Below are 15,988 nucleotides of genomic sequence, written 5' to 3'. Positions count from 1 at the left end.
TTTATTAATAACCAAAGTGTACAAAACAAATACATTAATCATAACTTAATCTGATTTCGGAATAAGGAATAGCATTAAACTACTGATTATTAAAACGCTATTATTTATCGCAAAGCAAAACAAAGTTTTTTCTTTTTGAGTGTTTTTTAAGATAAACAGAGCCACTTCGTTTATTAACGTAATACAAAATTGAGTATTAATTAGATAGGTTCATTCACTTGTATGAAAAATCATCATATTAAAGCTTTTTGTATAGCTTTTCATTCAGAAAGCTTTATCCCGAGTTCAGGTTGACTGATAAAAACAAATGTAATCTTAGTATCATCTTGTAACCTATTCCCTATTTTTGCAAAGAATTAAGTGATTCAATCCGTTATTCCAAAATATGAACGATACATTTTCCAGCAACCATCAAATTGAAGTGGTTTCTTCTTTTTCTGAACTTGTGAATACCCAATTTAAGGGAACCATCAATGCTATCTGCTGGGACAGGAAGCTGGCGGGAGACTTTAAGGAAATTGTAAACCAACTTCAGTTAAAGGAAAATGTAACAGAAGTGTATCCTGAAGATCTTTTATCTCTTCAGTTATCAGAAAACGGGAATGCTGCAAGGGAAATTATTTTAAATGATTTACAGTTATTAACGGATTTCGGAGCATTGCCCTCTCTGAATTTACTCAAAAATTATGACCGGGATGAGGAGTTCGATTTTATTTCAACCGATGTCTATTCTTATCATGTAGACCGCTCACCAATTGGCACCCAAACTTTTTTATGTACCTATTACGGAGCTCCCAGTGAGATTCTTCCTAATGACCAGGCTACGCAAAAAGTTTTAATCCCTGAAATCAGAGAAAAGCTTAAAGAATTACACGATGGTCCCGAAGCGGAATTTGAAGCTTTTTTGGAGGAATATTATTTTGATCTGCATTATCAGCCTAACCCCAATGCCCAACCTGTCAATTTAGGACTGGGACATCTTTGGAAAATATCAGTAGATCATCCTGAACAAAAAGTTTTACCGTGTGTTCACCGGGCTCCCGTAGAAAATGATGGTGAGTACAGGCTGCTTTTGATTTGTTGAGGGTGATTGGATTGTCAATGTCAATCAAACTGTATCTACACAGAAAAACCGACATCCTACTTATAGATAAGATATCGGTCTTTCCGTATTAAGCTATTGTTATTGCCTTAATATACTGTAAATTTTAGAACACCAAGAGTATTCAACGAACAAATTTAGCTCAGGTTACGTCCGGCACCTTTACCCCCATCAACATTAATTATTGAACCGGTAATAAAATTGCTTTTTGCAACAGTATACACCATTTCTGCAATGTCATCAATTTCTCCTACTCTGTTCAGTAAGTGTAAACCAGCGCTCTGATCTGCATTATCACCATGCATCGGTGTACGTATAATTCCCGGCGCTATGGTGTTGATACGAATGTTCTGTTTTCCAAATTCTGCCGCCAACTGAACCGTTAGCGCATGAATTGCACCTTTACTTGAAATAGCCGCTGTAGCAGGCAATCCTCCAAAACCGTGAGTAACGAGAGGTGTCCCGATATTGATGACAACACCATCCTTTTGATCAAGCATTTGAGGAATAATCGCCTGCGTAGTGAAATAGGTTCCTTTGAAATTTGTGTTCAAAAACTTGTTCAGATAGTCTTCATCTACTTCTAAAAATGGTCTGCTGTCAAAAATACCTGCATTGTTGATCAGTACATCCACAGAGCCAAATTTTTCAATTGCGGCTTTCAAAAGTTGCTCTCCGGTTTGTTTATCACTTACATCGCCCGCGACCATCGCAAGGTTATCACCTGCTCCCAGTTCATTAAAAGTTTCTTCAAGTGCCTCTAATGACAATGAATTAATCACTACGTTATCACCTTTGTCTAAAAAATATTTTGCTATTCCCTTCCCTATTCCTGATGCGGCACCAGTAACTACAATTGTCTGTTTTTTCATTATTTTAAAAATTTAATTTTATTTGTTATTTTGCTTTAAAGCCTTTTCTCTTATCACTGAACCCTGTTCTCCGGCATAGCCCCAGTTATCAAGTTCAACTTCCTGAATGATGACATGGGTGTGATGAGGATCTTTGTTCAATGTCTCTGTTATTAAATCGGTTACCCCTTTTATAAGGATCTGTTTCTGTTCCCGGGTAACCCCTTCTCGTGTAAGTTCAATTTTTATGACTGGCATAACTATGTTGTTTTTATGTTAGTATATTTTGTTGCATGTTGCAGGATCTACAGTACTTTTTCGGGGATCCGATATCCATTTTTAAACATACCGATCCCACACACCCATTTTGTGCAATGCACTGTTGATGCGTTTTTATTTAACGATACTGTGTCTGATTATTGAGTAGGAAGTTCTCAGATTTGCAACTTTCCCAGGTGGAATAAAATCTTAATTGTTTTCCTATGTTGTATAGGAGTAATTATCAATGGGTGAATTATCCCGTATGCATAAATTAATCATAACTCATTTTCTTTGTTGCAAAGTTAGCATCAAAAAAAAGCTGTCACAATAACGGCATAACGATTCAGATACGGCAAAATTTTTCCCTATAGCGAGGCTATTTATGGTCCGTTCCTTTCTTTAGTTCAAGAAGTTTTTTGAAATGATCACTGTACTTATTTCCCCATTCCTCCATGGCAAGTGTTATCGGAAGCAGGCAGTTACCGAAATCTGTTAGTGTATATTCTACCTTCGGAGGTAAAACAGGATATATTTTTTTTTCAATGATGCCATGCTCCTGCAATTCATTCAGCTGGATATTAAGGGCACGTCTTGATGCGGCCGGCATAGCGCGTTGCAGGTCGCTGGGTCTGATAATACCGCTATGGATCAAATTTATCAATGTAGGTTTCCATTTTCCACCGATAATCTCGCTAGTAATTTCTATCCCACAGCTATATTCTTTTTCTATTTTTCTTTCGTACATCAGTTAATAATTTTTTTAATATCCCACCAACTGGAATTGTATTTAAATACTCACTCCGTCTTAGCGAAAGTCCTAAAGTTTTGTAAACCTAATCCTTCTAAGTTTGACATTATTGTAGATTATTATTTTACTTTAATATTTTTTTATTCAATTTTAAGTTATCTAGTTCAAAAACTAAATAAGAAAATCCGAGTTCACTAATCATATTTAATGACCGAATTTTCCTTCTTTATTGATAAGAAAATCATTTATTTCTATCTCTTCAATTATATTATTTTTGTAAACAGCACTTACATAGAAAACAGTTTTAGCTATTTCTGTTTTATTTTTAATTGTATTCTCAAAATAACCATAATCGTAATATTCAAAATTAATTTTTGTATCTGCCCATCCAGTAAAATTTATTATAAAATCTCCATTTACCATTTCATAAATAAAAATATCTTCAAAATCATTAAAGTTTACATTAATTGTTTTAAAAGAATCTGCACTATCTAATTCTGTTCTCCATTCGAACCAGTTCTTTACATAATGAGGACTGCTTTGGTCTATTTTTTCTCTTGCTATATCTGATAATAAACTTATATCAATATTTTTAGACAACCAATCGGTATCAAATTCATCTATTTTCTTAGAGTGTTTTTCAGTAAAGTCTTTAATACTTTTAAAATAATTGACTTTTATATTAAGTTCATCACAATCTTTTTGTAAATCAGGGTGTAAAATAGGATTCTGTTTATTGTCTCCGAAATCAGTTGGGTTATTACTAATAAATACGATCTGCTTTTCATGTGATTTCTCAGTATATTTTAGTAATGTTAGCCATATTATACAATCTCTAAATCCTCTATCTTCATCTTTAAATGGCTTTCTTTTTTGTATTGCTCTTTCAATTATTTTCGGTAAAAAGTCATTATCATATTCAACTATTTTGCTATTTGTAATACCTAATTTTCTTATCAAAAGGTTTATATACTTCTCAGACTCTTGTTCAATATTTACTTCCAATTCCTTCAAAAGTACCCTATTTAACAAATAATTTAAGTTCTCTGATATTTTGGATAATGAATTTATTTCTTCTTCTAAATTTCTTTTATATAATCCCATTACTTCTTCTAAAATTATTTGTGGCAAAACAAAACTCGAATCAGTTTTACCCAAATAATCTCTAAGAATTGTAAGATCATTTGACTTTAAATACCAATCTCCTCTATAAATGTTTGAATCTAAAACAATATCCATTCTTTTTAAATTTAATTTAATACCACCTAAAATATAAAAAAAGATTATACCTTATAAATACTAACCTTTGTAAGACACAATTATTTCACCCTATAATTCCTCAATTTTTAATATAAAAACCCAACATTATCTATCTGATTTACAATTACAAATCATTTTATTTTGTTGTTTGATTCTGATTATAAATATTAGGTATGAAGAATCTAACTGAAGGAATTAATCACACATTAAAAAAAAATCCCCTTAAATATCACATTCAAAGGGATTTTATATTATTATAATTGAAATCTAAAATACCACATCTACTTCCCGATGCAGAACTTGGAAAGTCCTAGTTTTCAATGGTCTGTCACCATTGAGGGACATATAAGGGATAAATTCGCACAAACCAATAATAACTCTTACAAATTTACGGATTTTATAAAAATGAACAAAATATAATAGAAACAACTTTCATTATTTCCCACTGTAATTCAAGAAATTATTGTCAATTTTTTAGGAAGCATAATGATCAAAAAATGAGTTATATTTTGACGATTTGATAATAGTAAAAATTGCTCATTTCTGACAGATTTTTAAGTTCATACTTGTGTTTAAACTTTATAATTTTAAAAATGAGGGACAAAATGCCCAGTTTATAAGTAAGTTTTTTTTGCGTATATAACTGTTATTCAGTTAGTTATTGATATTATCTTATTTTTCTCAACGCATTGATAATCAGCTTAATAAAGTATTTAATAGTTTTTATTTATCCAAAAATAACTTTAGATCGGTGGTGAAATCACTGGTGAATTCACCATCGTTTTTGTGAATTAAAAAGACGTTTTGTATCACAAGATGAAATATTTGTGAAGAAGTAAATGATTTATTTGCTGATGTTTTATTTATTTTCTGATTAACACCATTCTTTTTTTACTCGTAAGTTTACAGCTGATTCCTCTGTTAAAAATTTAGTTGAACACACTAACGATTTGATACGCATTATCATTCTTCTAATTTTACTATTTTTTTATATCTTAGTTATCTATAAAAGCGACCAATAATGAAAAGTATTTCTCAACTTATTTATCGATACCTAGAATCAATTCTGAACATCGGGTCTATTTTCAGATTTATAATCATATTGGTTGCCATATGCATGTTTGTATTATCATTTATTGCATTTATTTCAACTCAAAGGTTACTGTTCGAAAATCATTTCGACTTTTCACCTGATGGTATGAGTTTTTACATTAATCAATTCAGCAAATTTAATGGATTGTTTGCCGCAACAATCACAATCATACTCGCTTATTACGGTATTGAAAGGCTTAAAGCAGCAGAAAGAGCAAATATTGACAAGGTTAGACTTGACCGATATTCTGATTGGAAAACCATCACTGATGCTAGAATTGATGTCGTTAAAGACGAAAATCCATTATTCAGGAGAGAGTTTATCAACATTAGGTATCAGCTTTTTGAAGATTTATATCCCGCTTTTGCGATTGAAAATAAAAAGCAATTACGAGCTCTTTTTAACAAATATTTTGCGAATTTAATCCCAGCATTTGAATCAAATAATAAAAAACAACAAGGTTGTGGAGGAATATACCAATCTGCAGCATATACTTATTTTGGTCAAAATTTTCTTTTTGTTTTCCTTGGAAGTGTAATTGGAGTGAAGTATGATAATGCGACGGAAGATCTTTTGGAAATGTATCTTGCAAGTCTTCCGAGCGACAGAATTATAGATTCTCTCGCATATCAAAGCGCTTTAGAGCGCTACATTAAATACAATAATTAATTTACCCTTTTCTCCCAAAAAAATAAAGCAATCATGAAGGATTATTATCGCCTAACAACTTCCAAAAAGCAAGAAATAGCTCAAAACCTAATTGATATTTTTGAGAAAGATATCATACCTTCAGCCGATACAATAACCTTTATCTGTAACTGGGTCTATACGGACCGAAGTGAAAAATTTAAGGCTTATTATGACGTATGGGAAATTGTATTAAGAAATTTCATCCCAAAGACGAAACCTATACTGATCAGAAGCATTCCCCGTAGATCTAAAGCAGAATACATTGCGAGCTTTACAAATACGGCATATTCGGCTGTAAGATTCGGTGAGCGAAAAGGCTATTGGATTATATGCGATACAAAAGATTGTCTGCCATCATTGGAAATCAATAAAGGGAAATACAGAAATACCTTTTACCCCCTTAGCGATGTATTAAAAAAAGCAAAAGCTAATGGCGGATACGGTTTTTCTGACCGATTTCTACGAGACTACGGCGGCGAAGACGAATACATTATGAAAATAGACTATTCAGTGATGCAATTATTAAAATACATAGATTATAAGTACTAAACTATGTTTTCTTCCAGGAATTCCCTGCCGTTTTGGAAAAAACGAATATCGTATTTGCCCGTATTCTTTTTAGTTCCAAAAATTATTGCTATACCTAATTTGTAATTGTAATGATTACCAAGAAAATCAATGGTTAGGTGTTCAAGTTTAATCAGGTCAAATTCTTTATGTTTTCTTGTATGGCTGTCCTTTTTTACTTCGATTACAACTAAGTTATGGTCGTTTGTCTGCCTTCGATGAATAATGATGTCAGGACTTATTTTGTAATTATCATTTTCATTTGGTTTAAAACCTATTTCCATCATGCGATTTTCTGCTATATCCAGCGCCTTCCTATCATTTGGCTTATCTATGTCACCATTATATTCGGGATCAACGTCGAACTGGGGGAAAAAAGGCTTTAAATAAAAGGCCAGATGAGTAGAAATATTAAGTTCATTAAGACCTCTTGCTAGATTACCAGTTTCTTTTTCAAGTAGAACATTTATGGCGTCTTTGATATTTTTTACAATGATTTCTATTTTCATATTTTTATTTGTACTGTATTAATTCATCTTTCAACATGTATGCTTTTGGGGAAATGATAGTTATTAGAAAATCCAAGATAAAGAGATAATCAGCCAGCAATTCTTTGTTAGTTTTTATGTCGTTTCCATATTTGTAAAAAGCTTTCTCAGCGAAGTTTTCCAATAGCTTCCTATTCACTTCGTAAGCATTTTGGCTTTTAAGCATCAAGGCCACCCAACTTAAAGATTCCGGCATAAACTGCTGAAAAGCCACACCACTCAAAAATTTGATGCACTCGTTTATTTTGTTAAATCCATATTTGGTAATAAACTCTTTATAATAAAGGCTTTTTCCTTCAAGCACATGCCAATTTTCCGATTCCGCAGTCCAATCAAGATCCATAAAAAAGAGCGGTATGTAAACCGTTGTTTCATTCTCAAGTGTCCACTCTCGTAAAACATCCCAGAGTGCCCAAAAATTATCTTTAGGTGAGCCATTTGCAACAGACCGGATAAATTCTTTGAGGAGCCGATACAAATAATTTGTTACATCAGTGGTATTTAGCTTTTTGTCTTCAGTTATGGTAAGATTCAATAATTCCTTAAAAAGAGGCTTTGAAATTTCAACGGATTGTGAAAGTAAAAATCTTGGATAGAAGAACGTGAATGCATGTCTACTTTCAAAAAAATCAGACTTGCTCCAAGATTTTTTGTCTCCTAAAAATTCCAGGTGAAGTTTAAGAACTTCTTGTACCATGTTATGTTGTTCCGCAACTGTCGTTGTCCAAGGTATAATGCGCAGAGCATCATCAAGAAGCCAGTGAGTGGGCATATCAAGAGTGAATGATAGTTTTGCAGGTTTTTCAATACTGCCATTAAGAACCACTGTTGTTAAATGATCCACAAATTCTTCCTCCTTTACAACATCTGTATTCTCATTTTCCGTTTCCTCCCCGTACATCCACATAGCATCCCTGCGGCGTTGTTCAATAGAATTCATTTCTTTTTTGTATTCTATGAAGGATAACAGGCCATACCAGCAATTTAATACAAAATCAGGATCATCTTTTACGAGTTGATGTGCTATCCCAGCTTGAAGCGCAATTCGTTCCTGTTCGTCCAATCCACTTATAAGCAATCGAAAAATTAATTCCTTTATTTTCAGTATAGTTTTTTCGTCTGTTCCGTAATTAATATTATATGAAAGACCAGTAAGAGCCGCCTGCTTACCAAAAACGTCAAGATACATATCCATAGATTCTTGGCCCATCAGATTTTTTTCTGCAAAGTCCATGATTATTTTCCGGCACCATACTAATTGCTCCTCGTCCATTTCTGTAAAAAAATCGCGTAAACCTAATGATGCCATCAGAGTTTTCGAAGTCATAAAATCAAAGTGACCCTTTGATTGTTGAATATAATCATATCCTTCTCGCCACTTTTCGTAATGGTGATCATCAATAGGTTTATTGTCATACGCATCTTTTGCCCAGATAACATTAACAGCTGGTATTGTGTCAAGATCATTAGTTTCTGTCACATTTTTTCGAACTTCCTCATCATAGGCTGGTTGAATCTGGAGCATTTTTTTACCGTTATATTCAACTGGTATAAATTGGTATTTACGGGCATCCATATCAAATAGAAACTTTCTCCATTGAAATTCCTCAGCTGGAGCCTGTTCCCACATTTTATCAATTTCCTTATATAATAGATCATTATGGGTCCGATAGATAAACATATAATCAAAAACAAAACCTACGAGGCCCTGATAGTATTTTCGCCGGTGAACTTTTGAATTGGACTTGGTTCTTTCATTTTTCTCGTATTCATCATCATTGAATACTTCATTAGTATATAATTCTGACATCCATCGGCTTGATTCCCACCAGAAAAAAATTGGTATACCTAATAAACAAACCGAATTTTCATCTAAAAGTTCAGGATGTGCTTGTATTACACTTATCGTAATTCCCAGAAATGCAACATTGTTAGATTCTTTGATAATTTTTTGAAGGTACCCTTTTAATTGTTGATCTGTTGTTTCCCCAATTAAGTCTAAAAGTCCAGCTTCAAGAGCCATTAATAAGGAGGCGATATGCCGGTTTTCAGATCTTTTACTTCGATACATAGACCAATAGTCATAGGTCCCATAATAAGACTTCGAAGTGCCATCGTGGAAGCTTACGGTAATATCTTCAATATCCTCACCTTGCGATTTTAAAACGCTTTGGTTTTTTTCAAACGCAGCATTTAAAAAAATGATAATGAAATCTAATGCTTTATCTGGATGATAGAGAAACATCCAATAAAAAAATGTGTGATAGGCACTTGGAAAACCATGTTCGGTATTAAATCGTCGGCTCAAACCGAAATCCCTTGCATCGGACCTACGAAAATGGATAGGAGTATAAGGTGGTCTTCTATCTTCTTCTTTATTTAACCAATCTTCCCTCGCAATCTCCAATACATCATGTGGGAAAAAACGGCATATTTGGTCAGCCATGACGCCTTCAGTAATACATTTTCGAATTTGATTTAAAAATTGGATATTATTCCATCGCTCATTTCCAACATGTGGGTTTTTAGCAGCCTGTATTAAGTTTTCAACTAACGAAGGGTCCGAAGCGGTCAGTTGAAAGATTATTTTTACATAGGGCTCTAATACCGAGCTCACTGAATCATATTTTACCGCTCCAATAAATGCTTTCTGAACTCGATGAACGAAGTCTTCCAAAAAGTTGGCAACACTTTTGGCACATGATGGGATTATTTGAGGATTGAAGTCAGGTAGTTGTTTCGACCACGCCTCAATAAGTGCTATGTATTCGGTATCGATTTTGAACGATGAAATTGTAGCATAATTATCCCAAATAAAGTCAATAATATAGTCCCATCCGGAACCTGTTGGCAATAACTGATCTAAACTTTGTTTGGCCGGGTCGATACGTTTACATCCGATCTGGAGTAAAAACATTATCTGTTTCAGGAATCGCCCTTCGTTGTTAAGAAGATTATCTTTTAGTGCATCTAAAAGTATTGCAGCATTCCTGGAACGGAGTGATACAACTAAAAGTTCGTCTTTCCATGATTGCGACAATAAGCTATCTTGCAAAAGTTCATGAACGAAACTTACCGATTTGACCGGCTCAGTAAGGTAGAACTCTTCCATCCACAACCGAAATGCTCTTTTTATTGCAGGGTTATTTTCCATGGATTCTAAGAAAGTTCTACTGTCTGGCATCAGCTTTTTTTGCTCTGAAATAAATCTTATCAGCGCCCAATCCTCTAAAATATCGTGTGAGGGACTATATTCAGGATTTATTCCGATATCGTTCTGTTGTATAATATTGTCCCTCAAAAGTTGAGAAATCGTGTCTTCGCTTCCTGGAAAGTCGGTGAAGAGGCACATTTCTCGTGATCTTTTTACACAAATTTCGTAAAAAACAGCTCCTCTGGCGGTATTTCCATTCTCTACTATGTGCTGCCACATCAACTTCTTAAATTTTATTTCATCTAATTGTTGCTCACTTTCCAGGAAAGGAATAATACGAACTGCCTTGTCAAGATAATAGGGGTTATGAAGTAAATGTTTGATTTTTGGGTTTTCAAGTAATGTTTTAAGTTGGGGGATGGCATCCTGAACTAGTTGTATCTCTCCATCATTAAAATCATTGACTTCTAAATATGTATTATTTTTTGGAAGCTCAAAATAAAAATGAATGCGAAACCTCTGTAATAAATATTCCCTAACTGTTATTAAAAGAATTATGCGCGAATTTGATTTCATAATTTGGAGCAATTCATTAAATGCCCCCGAAAATTCGGATTCTATTAATTTTTCAAAACTTTCAATCCAAATCAAAACATTTCGTGCGGATAAAGGACTACCGACAATTTGTTGGATTGTCGCATTATATCCGGCACTCTTCATCGCTTCATCTAAGGTATTACAGTAGAGATTTTCTGGAGTAAGCGTAATGACAGTATAATCACCTTCGGATTTTAATTCTTTCACGACGGCTTTCGCCAGAGCTGATTTTCCTACACCGGGCTTTCCATGGATAACGACAAGATTATTTTCTTTAATAGCACGAATCAAAAGGGATGTGTCACGATGAACAGTGAATGAACCAACTGTCTCCCTAGTTCTCAAATTAATTATTTCTCTATTTTTATCCATTTTCCCATAACTATCCAATATTTCAGGATTAGTTTCGGGTTTCAATTCTTCGATGAGTTTGAATTTGTTAGGATCAATGAGGTTATTATAAGCTAAAACCTTCGTTGCTATAAATGTATTTCCATCTACGTAAGTATGAATTATTCCTACAAAATAGAGATTTCCGAACAGATCGGCATATGCTCCTGATCCTGAAAGACCAGCTACATTTGACATGGCCTGTTGATAAAAAGTATCTAGTGATCCTTCATGATGCAATGTAAAAATATTCGGATTATGCTTTTTATTTTCAAGAAATTTAAGCGAAAAAGGCTGGTCGTCTTTTTGATCATTAAAATTTGCGAATCCCCTAACTGTATATTCTTGGATAGTATCATCCGCATCAATAACCTGACTGAAAAACCTTTTTCCGGTTAGCGCTACTATATCATTCGCAGGTACAATAATTAAGGCCAGATCTTCTTCATTATTTACAGAGGTTATCACGACTGCAGTATCTGAAAGAACATATGAATGATAGGTCAAAGACTCATCATTAAAAATTTGATCCAGTAGTATTCCTTCTTTAGAATATGTTTTGTTAAACTTTTCTCCAACTAAGCAATGTTTAGCGGTTAAAATATATACATAATCAGTATCAGCATCTGGAAAGTATATAACTGCGGTCCCAATGTCTTCATTGCATTGAATTCTGATGGTAGAAAGCTGGGGTAACTTTAGATTCATATATTGTCAGTGATTTCTTCAAATAAAAATAGTTCGTTTTCGGGACCAATCTCTTTATAGGTAGTTTCAAATTCGTAACACGTTTCTATCTTTGCATCAATTTTAAATAGATCTCTCAATTCCTTTGTGTCACAGGAATAATGAATTTTAATTTTTATTTCGTTTTTCTTTCCATATTCTAATAGCCTTACCAATGCTTCTTTGTCTGGATGTTGATTATGGATTCCGTTACCGGTTACAACAAAATTTTCTGTCTTGACCATTTCTAATAACTCAATACTAGTGTTTGCTTTGCTTCCATGATGAGATAATTGCATAAAGGAGAGCGGAATGGGATTTGTTGAACTGTACCGCAAGGCAGAAAGACTATCTTCAATATCTGAGGGATGGCTATCTGCTAAAAGTAAAGCCGTAATGTCGCCAAATTCAACAAGGGTAGCGATAGAACTGCCATTTACCTCATCCTTATCTTGATGAAACGGAAGGTCTTTAAGTTCAGCTATAGTTTTCGCATGGTCTGACTGTGAAGCTTTTCTTCCAATTTTCATTGTCCGCTCTTCCTCGGTCCATAAATCTTCCGCTTTTTTTTGCTTTTCAGGCGTAGGCGAAAGTATCGTCATTTTCAGGCCAAAAACTTCAATTGGATTTGTTTCCGTATTAATAGACGTTTCAGTTTGAAAATAACTCTTTTTGATATATTCTCTCAATGTTATGCCATCACGGACTGAAATTTTCTCACGGGGTATTTGGATAGGTTCGGAGGTACTGTTAAATATAAATCCCTTAACAGCCTTGGACTTATCTTTTATGGTTTTATCCTGCAGGAAACCTAAAACTGAACCGATATGATCTCTGTCAATATGACTGATTATCCAATAATCAACGATTTCATCAGCAGCTAAAATTTCTTTAATAAGTTGAGCAAAAGCATTTTTATATTCACGAGCGTAACCTCCATCAATTAGTATATTGTGCCAGTTCGAATCTTCTCCTAAAAATCTAATGTGGATTGCATCACCACCTCCCGTGTCGTAATAATGGAAACTAATCTTGTGCGTTTTTTGAAGCATGATTAATATATTTTTTATTGGTTATTTACGTAAACATCAATTAACTTTTTACGTGTTTTAAGGTGCTTTAACAAGTAGGCATCCAAGATATAAAGCTTGACATCTTCATCAATCCTCTTCTTGTCATAATAATTTGCGTCCATAGCTTTTACATAATTTAGAAATCCTTTCAATGGCATCTTTTTTAAGGTCGTATATCTTTTCAATATAATGTGCATATCTTTTTTTTACGGAGACATACTCGCCAGCAAATTCGATGATAAAAAAATCGTAATGGAGATCAGAATGATAATCAAGTGATAGAAATCCTAATTCCTGCAGAGCAGGAATAGTTCTTTGAAAACGCATCTCGTGAGCGAAATGGACTCGGTCAAAAACATATTTTATTACGTCTACCTCAATTTCGGGAACTTCTAAAAATTTTGCAAGGCATAATCGATGTTGTCCGCCTATTGTAAAGTAATGGTTGCCGTACTGAACGACAGTTTTCGCTTCTTTTGCATTATGAATATGTTCAATCACCGTTTCTTTGGTTGGAAAATTGTCAATAACACGATCCAACCTGCGCAAATCAGTAAAAAACTGTAGCCAATAATATCGCCAGTCTTTTGGTTTATACATTACACAATTGTAGCCATAGGAGTAATCAATCCCACAAATTTTACTGGGATCTATTTTTTCCCTAAACGTTCCGGCAGATATAAAAAAATCAAAGTTTTTGATATGGCTGAAATGGACTACGACGTCATCGTGCCAATTTTGATCATCAAATTTTGGATTTAGGCTTCTTAACCATTCTATTCGCTGTTCATCTGAATATTTATAAGGCATTAATAAAGGCTTTTTAATATCAGGAATATACTAAAATTTCTATTTGAAATTAGAAAAAAATAGTACGATAAATTGGATTTTTAACTTTCATTTTTTTAATTTCAAGTTTCATAACTATGGAAGATACAATTAATTCAAAATTTGACGCTAATTCAGGACAGATTTTTAGGATCACCTATAAGAATAGAGATTTTCAGATTCGACTTTTAAAACGAGGAATTACTAAGGATATCATTGAAGTAGACCTTCTACTGGATGGAGTGATTCAAAAACTTCTTAAGAGAGACAAAACTTGGTATTTTGAAAACTCAGATGCGGATCAGGAACTTGCAAAAGATATATGGAGGGCAATTTCATTACGCTATCGGCTATAAAATCGATAATTCCTTACGGAAACACGTAAAAGTAAGACCTGTATAGATGTTGAAAATTTACTATGTTGGACGCTCATTCTTTTTTAAGCATCAACTCCCTAAATCATAAGCTTTTTTAATACATTTCATTCCTATTAAAATTTAAAAGTCTATATCTCAACTTGATACCGTGAAAACACCCATTAAAAATATGGGGTTTTCCCCCATACCGTGTATCGATTTTTTTTATAATATTGCCAGAATACCGCTAAGAAACCAGATGTTGATTATTTCTAAACGTATCTTATAATAATAAGATGCATGGATCTTTATTTTCATAGGTTTCCTAGCACTAACCAAAAAACATTTTATAGCCTATGAAAAGAATTGATTTTTCAAGAGTCATGCTCTGTGCGTTTCTTTTAGGTTCCCAATTAGCATTTTCCCAATTAATTTCCGGGGAAACTCAAATTTGGGAAAAAATAGATCCTCATTCAAGAGACGCTCTCAAATGTAAGGACGAAAATCTTTTGAACTTCCATTGTGGAATAAAAGATAAAGTCGTCAAAAAATTTATCAGGTATAGTAAGAATAAAAGTCACACACTCAGTCTTGTTCATACTGCCAAAGCGAATGAATTGATATGGGATAATCCCGAAAAAAATGTCGCACTTTCAAATAACCGTTACCAGAAAGGGGAAAAGAATGATATAGAATTAAAAAAGCGGCCAAGTATTTTTAGTTATATGAGCAGTCCTGATCGGGCAAAAGGTAAAACTGATAGCCTTAATATTAAATTATCCGACCAGAACCTTCATGAAATGATTTTTTATCCAAGAAGGGCCACACAAAAAGAATTGAATAATATCCACTCTTATCTTTCGATAAAATATGGAATCTCATTAGACAATTCAAAATATTATAATAGTGAAGGAACTGTTATTTGGGACCCCGACAAACACAGAAACTTTAAGACCAGGTTAACTGGAATGGGCAGGGATGATGGAAATGAGCTTTACCAAAAACAGTCAACCAATATTGAAGATCGAATCCTGACCATAGGGTTAAATGAAATCAAACGAACCAATGCGGAAAACTCGTCGCTATTAAACAACAATGAATTTATCCTTTGGTCCGATGACGATAAAGACCTCAACTTATCTCAGGAGGGAAATTTTTCGAAATTGAACCGCAATTGGCAAATAAATCTTTTAGGCTCTAAGGTCCAAAAATCCGGTTATTCCCTAAGAATCGAAAAATCAATCTTAAATCCCAGATCTTTACCCACAATATATTGGCTTTTAATAACCAATACTGCTGGGGACACAAGAAAGATTCAAGGGATAGAAACGGACAATTATATTTTTTTCAACAAAGTGGACTTTATTAAAGATGATGAAACAGGTGATTCCGCACTTTTTACATTTGCTATAAGTCCTACCAAAGATATCAAGGAAAAGGACGAAACAGTTATCAATAAAGCTCTTGATCCTAATAACCTTTCCCTTGATCTTGAAAAAATTGTCCTATACCCGAATCCAGTTAAGAAAGGACAGAATTTTACTTTACGTTTTCCGCCAATGGAAAATTTAACGGTTTCTATATATGACGGCGCAGGTAGATTGGTCGCGTTGGATAAAGTTGACAGGAACTCCAATCATTATGTGAACCAGTTACCAACCCAGAGTTCATACCTGATTAATCTCACGCAGAATGGGAAAATCATTAAAACTTTCAAATTAATCGTAGAATAATAACACCATGA

At 33.7% G+C, this 15,988-nt stretch carries 13 protein-coding genes; 5 read left to right on the top strand and 8 right to left on the bottom strand.

What is annotated here, in order from left to right:
* The first annotated feature begins 385 nt into the window (after positions 1-385).
* Positions 386-1,084: a DUF1826 domain-containing protein gene (locus ACM46_RS09375; RefSeq protein WP_048506393.1), complete on the top strand. Its 699-nt coding sequence runs from the start codon at positions 386-388 to the stop codon at positions 1,082-1,084.
* A gap of 155 nt (positions 1,085-1,239) precedes the next feature.
* Here ACM46_RS09375 and ACM46_RS09370 read toward each other — a convergent pair whose 3' ends face one another.
* The 4 genes from ACM46_RS09370 to ACM46_RS09355 all read right to left on the bottom strand — a co-directional run bounded on the left by ACM46_RS09370 (position 1,240) and on the right by ACM46_RS09355 (position 4,201).
* Entirely contained in the window at positions 1,240-1,974 is a 735-nt protein-coding gene (locus ACM46_RS09370) for an SDR family NAD(P)-dependent oxidoreductase (protein WP_048506392.1), read from the bottom strand.
* An 18-nt stretch (positions 1,975-1,992) separates the two neighbouring features.
* Positions 1,993-2,211, bottom strand: a complete 219-nt coding sequence (locus tag ACM46_RS09365) for a tautomerase family protein (RefSeq protein WP_048506391.1) — start codon at positions 2,209-2,211, stop codon at positions 1,993-1,995.
* Between the two features lie 379 nt (positions 2,212-2,590).
* A complete protein-coding gene (locus ACM46_RS09360; RefSeq protein WP_048506390.1) occupies positions 2,591-2,959 on the bottom strand; it encodes a winged helix-turn-helix transcriptional regulator in 369 nt (122 codons plus the stop codon).
* A gap of 207 nt (positions 2,960-3,166) precedes the next feature.
* Complete coding sequence (locus ACM46_RS09355; RefSeq protein ID WP_048506389.1) at positions 3,167-4,201, bottom strand: PIN domain-containing protein; 1,035 nt, start codon at positions 4,199-4,201, stop codon at positions 3,167-3,169.
* A 1,219-nt stretch (positions 4,202-5,420) separates the two neighbouring features.
* On the opposite strand from ACM46_RS09355, the gene ACM46_RS09350 reads away from it, so the two are divergent.
* Together ACM46_RS09350 and ACM46_RS09345 are read left to right on the top strand one after the other, a co-directional pair.
* Positions 5,421-5,984: a hypothetical protein gene (locus tag ACM46_RS09350; protein WP_123892192.1), complete on the top strand. Its 564-nt coding sequence runs from the start codon at positions 5,421-5,423 to the stop codon at positions 5,982-5,984.
* Positions 5,985-6,017: 33 nt separating this feature from the next.
* Positions 6,018-6,554 (top strand): hypothetical protein, encoded by a 537-nt coding sequence (locus ACM46_RS09345; protein ID WP_206541003.1) that lies wholly within the window; start codon positions 6,018-6,020, stop codon positions 6,552-6,554.
* Here ACM46_RS09345 and ACM46_RS09340 read toward each other — a convergent pair.
* The 4 genes from ACM46_RS09340 to ACM46_RS09325 all read right to left on the bottom strand — a co-directional run bounded on the left by ACM46_RS09340 (position 6,551) and on the right by ACM46_RS09325 (position 13,870).
* Complete coding sequence (locus tag ACM46_RS09340) at positions 6,551-7,081, bottom strand: hypothetical protein (RefSeq protein ID WP_048506387.1); 531 nt, start codon at positions 7,079-7,081, stop codon at positions 6,551-6,553. The genes ACM46_RS09345 and ACM46_RS09340 overlap by 4 nt on opposite strands.
* A 4-nt stretch (positions 7,082-7,085) precedes the next feature.
* Positions 7,086-11,969, bottom strand: coding sequence for a P-loop domain-containing protein (locus ACM46_RS09335; RefSeq protein WP_048506386.1), 4,884 nt, complete (start codon positions 11,967-11,969; stop codon positions 7,086-7,088).
* Positions 11,966-13,039, bottom strand: coding sequence for a ComEC/Rec2 family competence protein (locus ACM46_RS09330; RefSeq protein ID WP_048506385.1), 1,074 nt, complete (start codon positions 13,037-13,039; stop codon positions 11,966-11,968). The genes ACM46_RS09335 and ACM46_RS09330 overlap by 4 nt, the downstream gene beginning before the upstream one ends.
* Positions 13,040-13,162: 123 nt before the next feature.
* Positions 13,163-13,870, bottom strand: a complete 708-nt coding sequence (locus ACM46_RS09325) for a hypothetical protein (RefSeq protein WP_048506384.1) — start codon at positions 13,868-13,870, stop codon at positions 13,163-13,165.
* A gap of 116 nt (positions 13,871-13,986) precedes the next feature.
* Between ACM46_RS09325 and ACM46_RS09320 the strand changes: the two genes are divergently transcribed.
* Both ACM46_RS09320 and ACM46_RS09315 read left to right on the top strand, forming a co-directional pair.
* Positions 13,987-14,244 (top strand): hypothetical protein, encoded by a 258-nt coding sequence (locus tag ACM46_RS09320; RefSeq protein ID WP_048506383.1) that lies wholly within the window; start codon positions 13,987-13,989, stop codon positions 14,242-14,244.
* A gap of 356 nt (positions 14,245-14,600) precedes the next feature.
* Positions 14,601-15,977 (top strand): T9SS type A sorting domain-containing protein, encoded by a 1,377-nt coding sequence (locus ACM46_RS09315; RefSeq protein ID WP_048506382.1) that lies wholly within the window; start codon positions 14,601-14,603, stop codon positions 15,975-15,977.
* The last annotated feature ends 11 nt before the right edge of the window (positions 15,978-15,988 follow it).

Source organism: Chryseobacterium angstadtii, assembly GCF_001045465.1.
Classification (GTDB): domain Bacteria; phylum Bacteroidota; class Bacteroidia; order Flavobacteriales; family Weeksellaceae; genus Chryseobacterium; species Chryseobacterium angstadtii.
The sequence above is the reverse complement of the archived record's forward strand: the minus strand, read 5'-3'. Positions and strand labels throughout refer to the sequence as shown.

Excerpts from the sequence above, each read along its gene's own strand:
- ACM46_RS09355 (WP_048506389.1), bottom strand. The coding sequence starts at position 4,201 with ATGGATATTGTTTTAGATTCAAACATTTATAGAGGAGATTGGTATTTA.
- ACM46_RS09375 (WP_048506393.1), top strand. The coding sequence starts at position 386 with ATGAACGATACATTTTCCAGCAACCATCAAATTGAAGTGGTTTCTTCT.
- ACM46_RS09335 (WP_048506386.1), bottom strand. The coding sequence starts at position 11,969 with ATGAATCTAAAGTTACCCCAGCTTTCTACCATCAGAATTCAATGCAAT.
- ACM46_RS09340 (WP_048506387.1), bottom strand. The coding sequence starts at position 7,081 with ATGAAAATAGAAATCATTGTAAAAAATATCAAAGACGCCATAAATGTT.
- ACM46_RS09370 (WP_048506392.1), bottom strand. The coding sequence starts at position 1,974 with ATGAAAAAACAGACAATTGTAGTTACTGGTGCCGCATCAGGAATAGGG.
- ACM46_RS09365 (WP_048506391.1), bottom strand. The coding sequence starts at position 2,211 with ATGCCAGTCATAAAAATTGAACTTACACGAGAAGGGGTTACCCGGGAA.
- ACM46_RS09320 (WP_048506383.1), top strand. The coding sequence starts at position 13,987 with ATGGAAGATACAATTAATTCAAAATTTGACGCTAATTCAGGACAGATT.
- ACM46_RS09350 (WP_123892192.1), top strand. The coding sequence starts at position 5,421 with ATGAGTTTTTACATTAATCAATTCAGCAAATTTAATGGATTGTTTGCC.
- ACM46_RS09345 (WP_206541003.1), top strand. The coding sequence starts at position 6,018 with ATGAAGGATTATTATCGCCTAACAACTTCCAAAAAGCAAGAAATAGCT.
- ACM46_RS09325 (WP_048506384.1), bottom strand. The coding sequence starts at position 13,870 with ATGCCTTATAAATATTCAGATGAACAGCGAATAGAATGGTTAAGAAGC.
- ACM46_RS09330 (WP_048506385.1), bottom strand. The coding sequence starts at position 13,039 with ATGCTTCAAAAAACGCACAAGATTAGTTTCCATTATTACGACACGGGA.
- ACM46_RS09360 (WP_048506390.1), bottom strand. The coding sequence starts at position 2,959 with ATGTACGAAAGAAAAATAGAAAAAGAATATAGCTGTGGGATAGAAATT.
- ACM46_RS09315 (WP_048506382.1), top strand. The coding sequence starts at position 14,601 with ATGAAAAGAATTGATTTTTCAAGAGTCATGCTCTGTGCGTTTCTTTTA.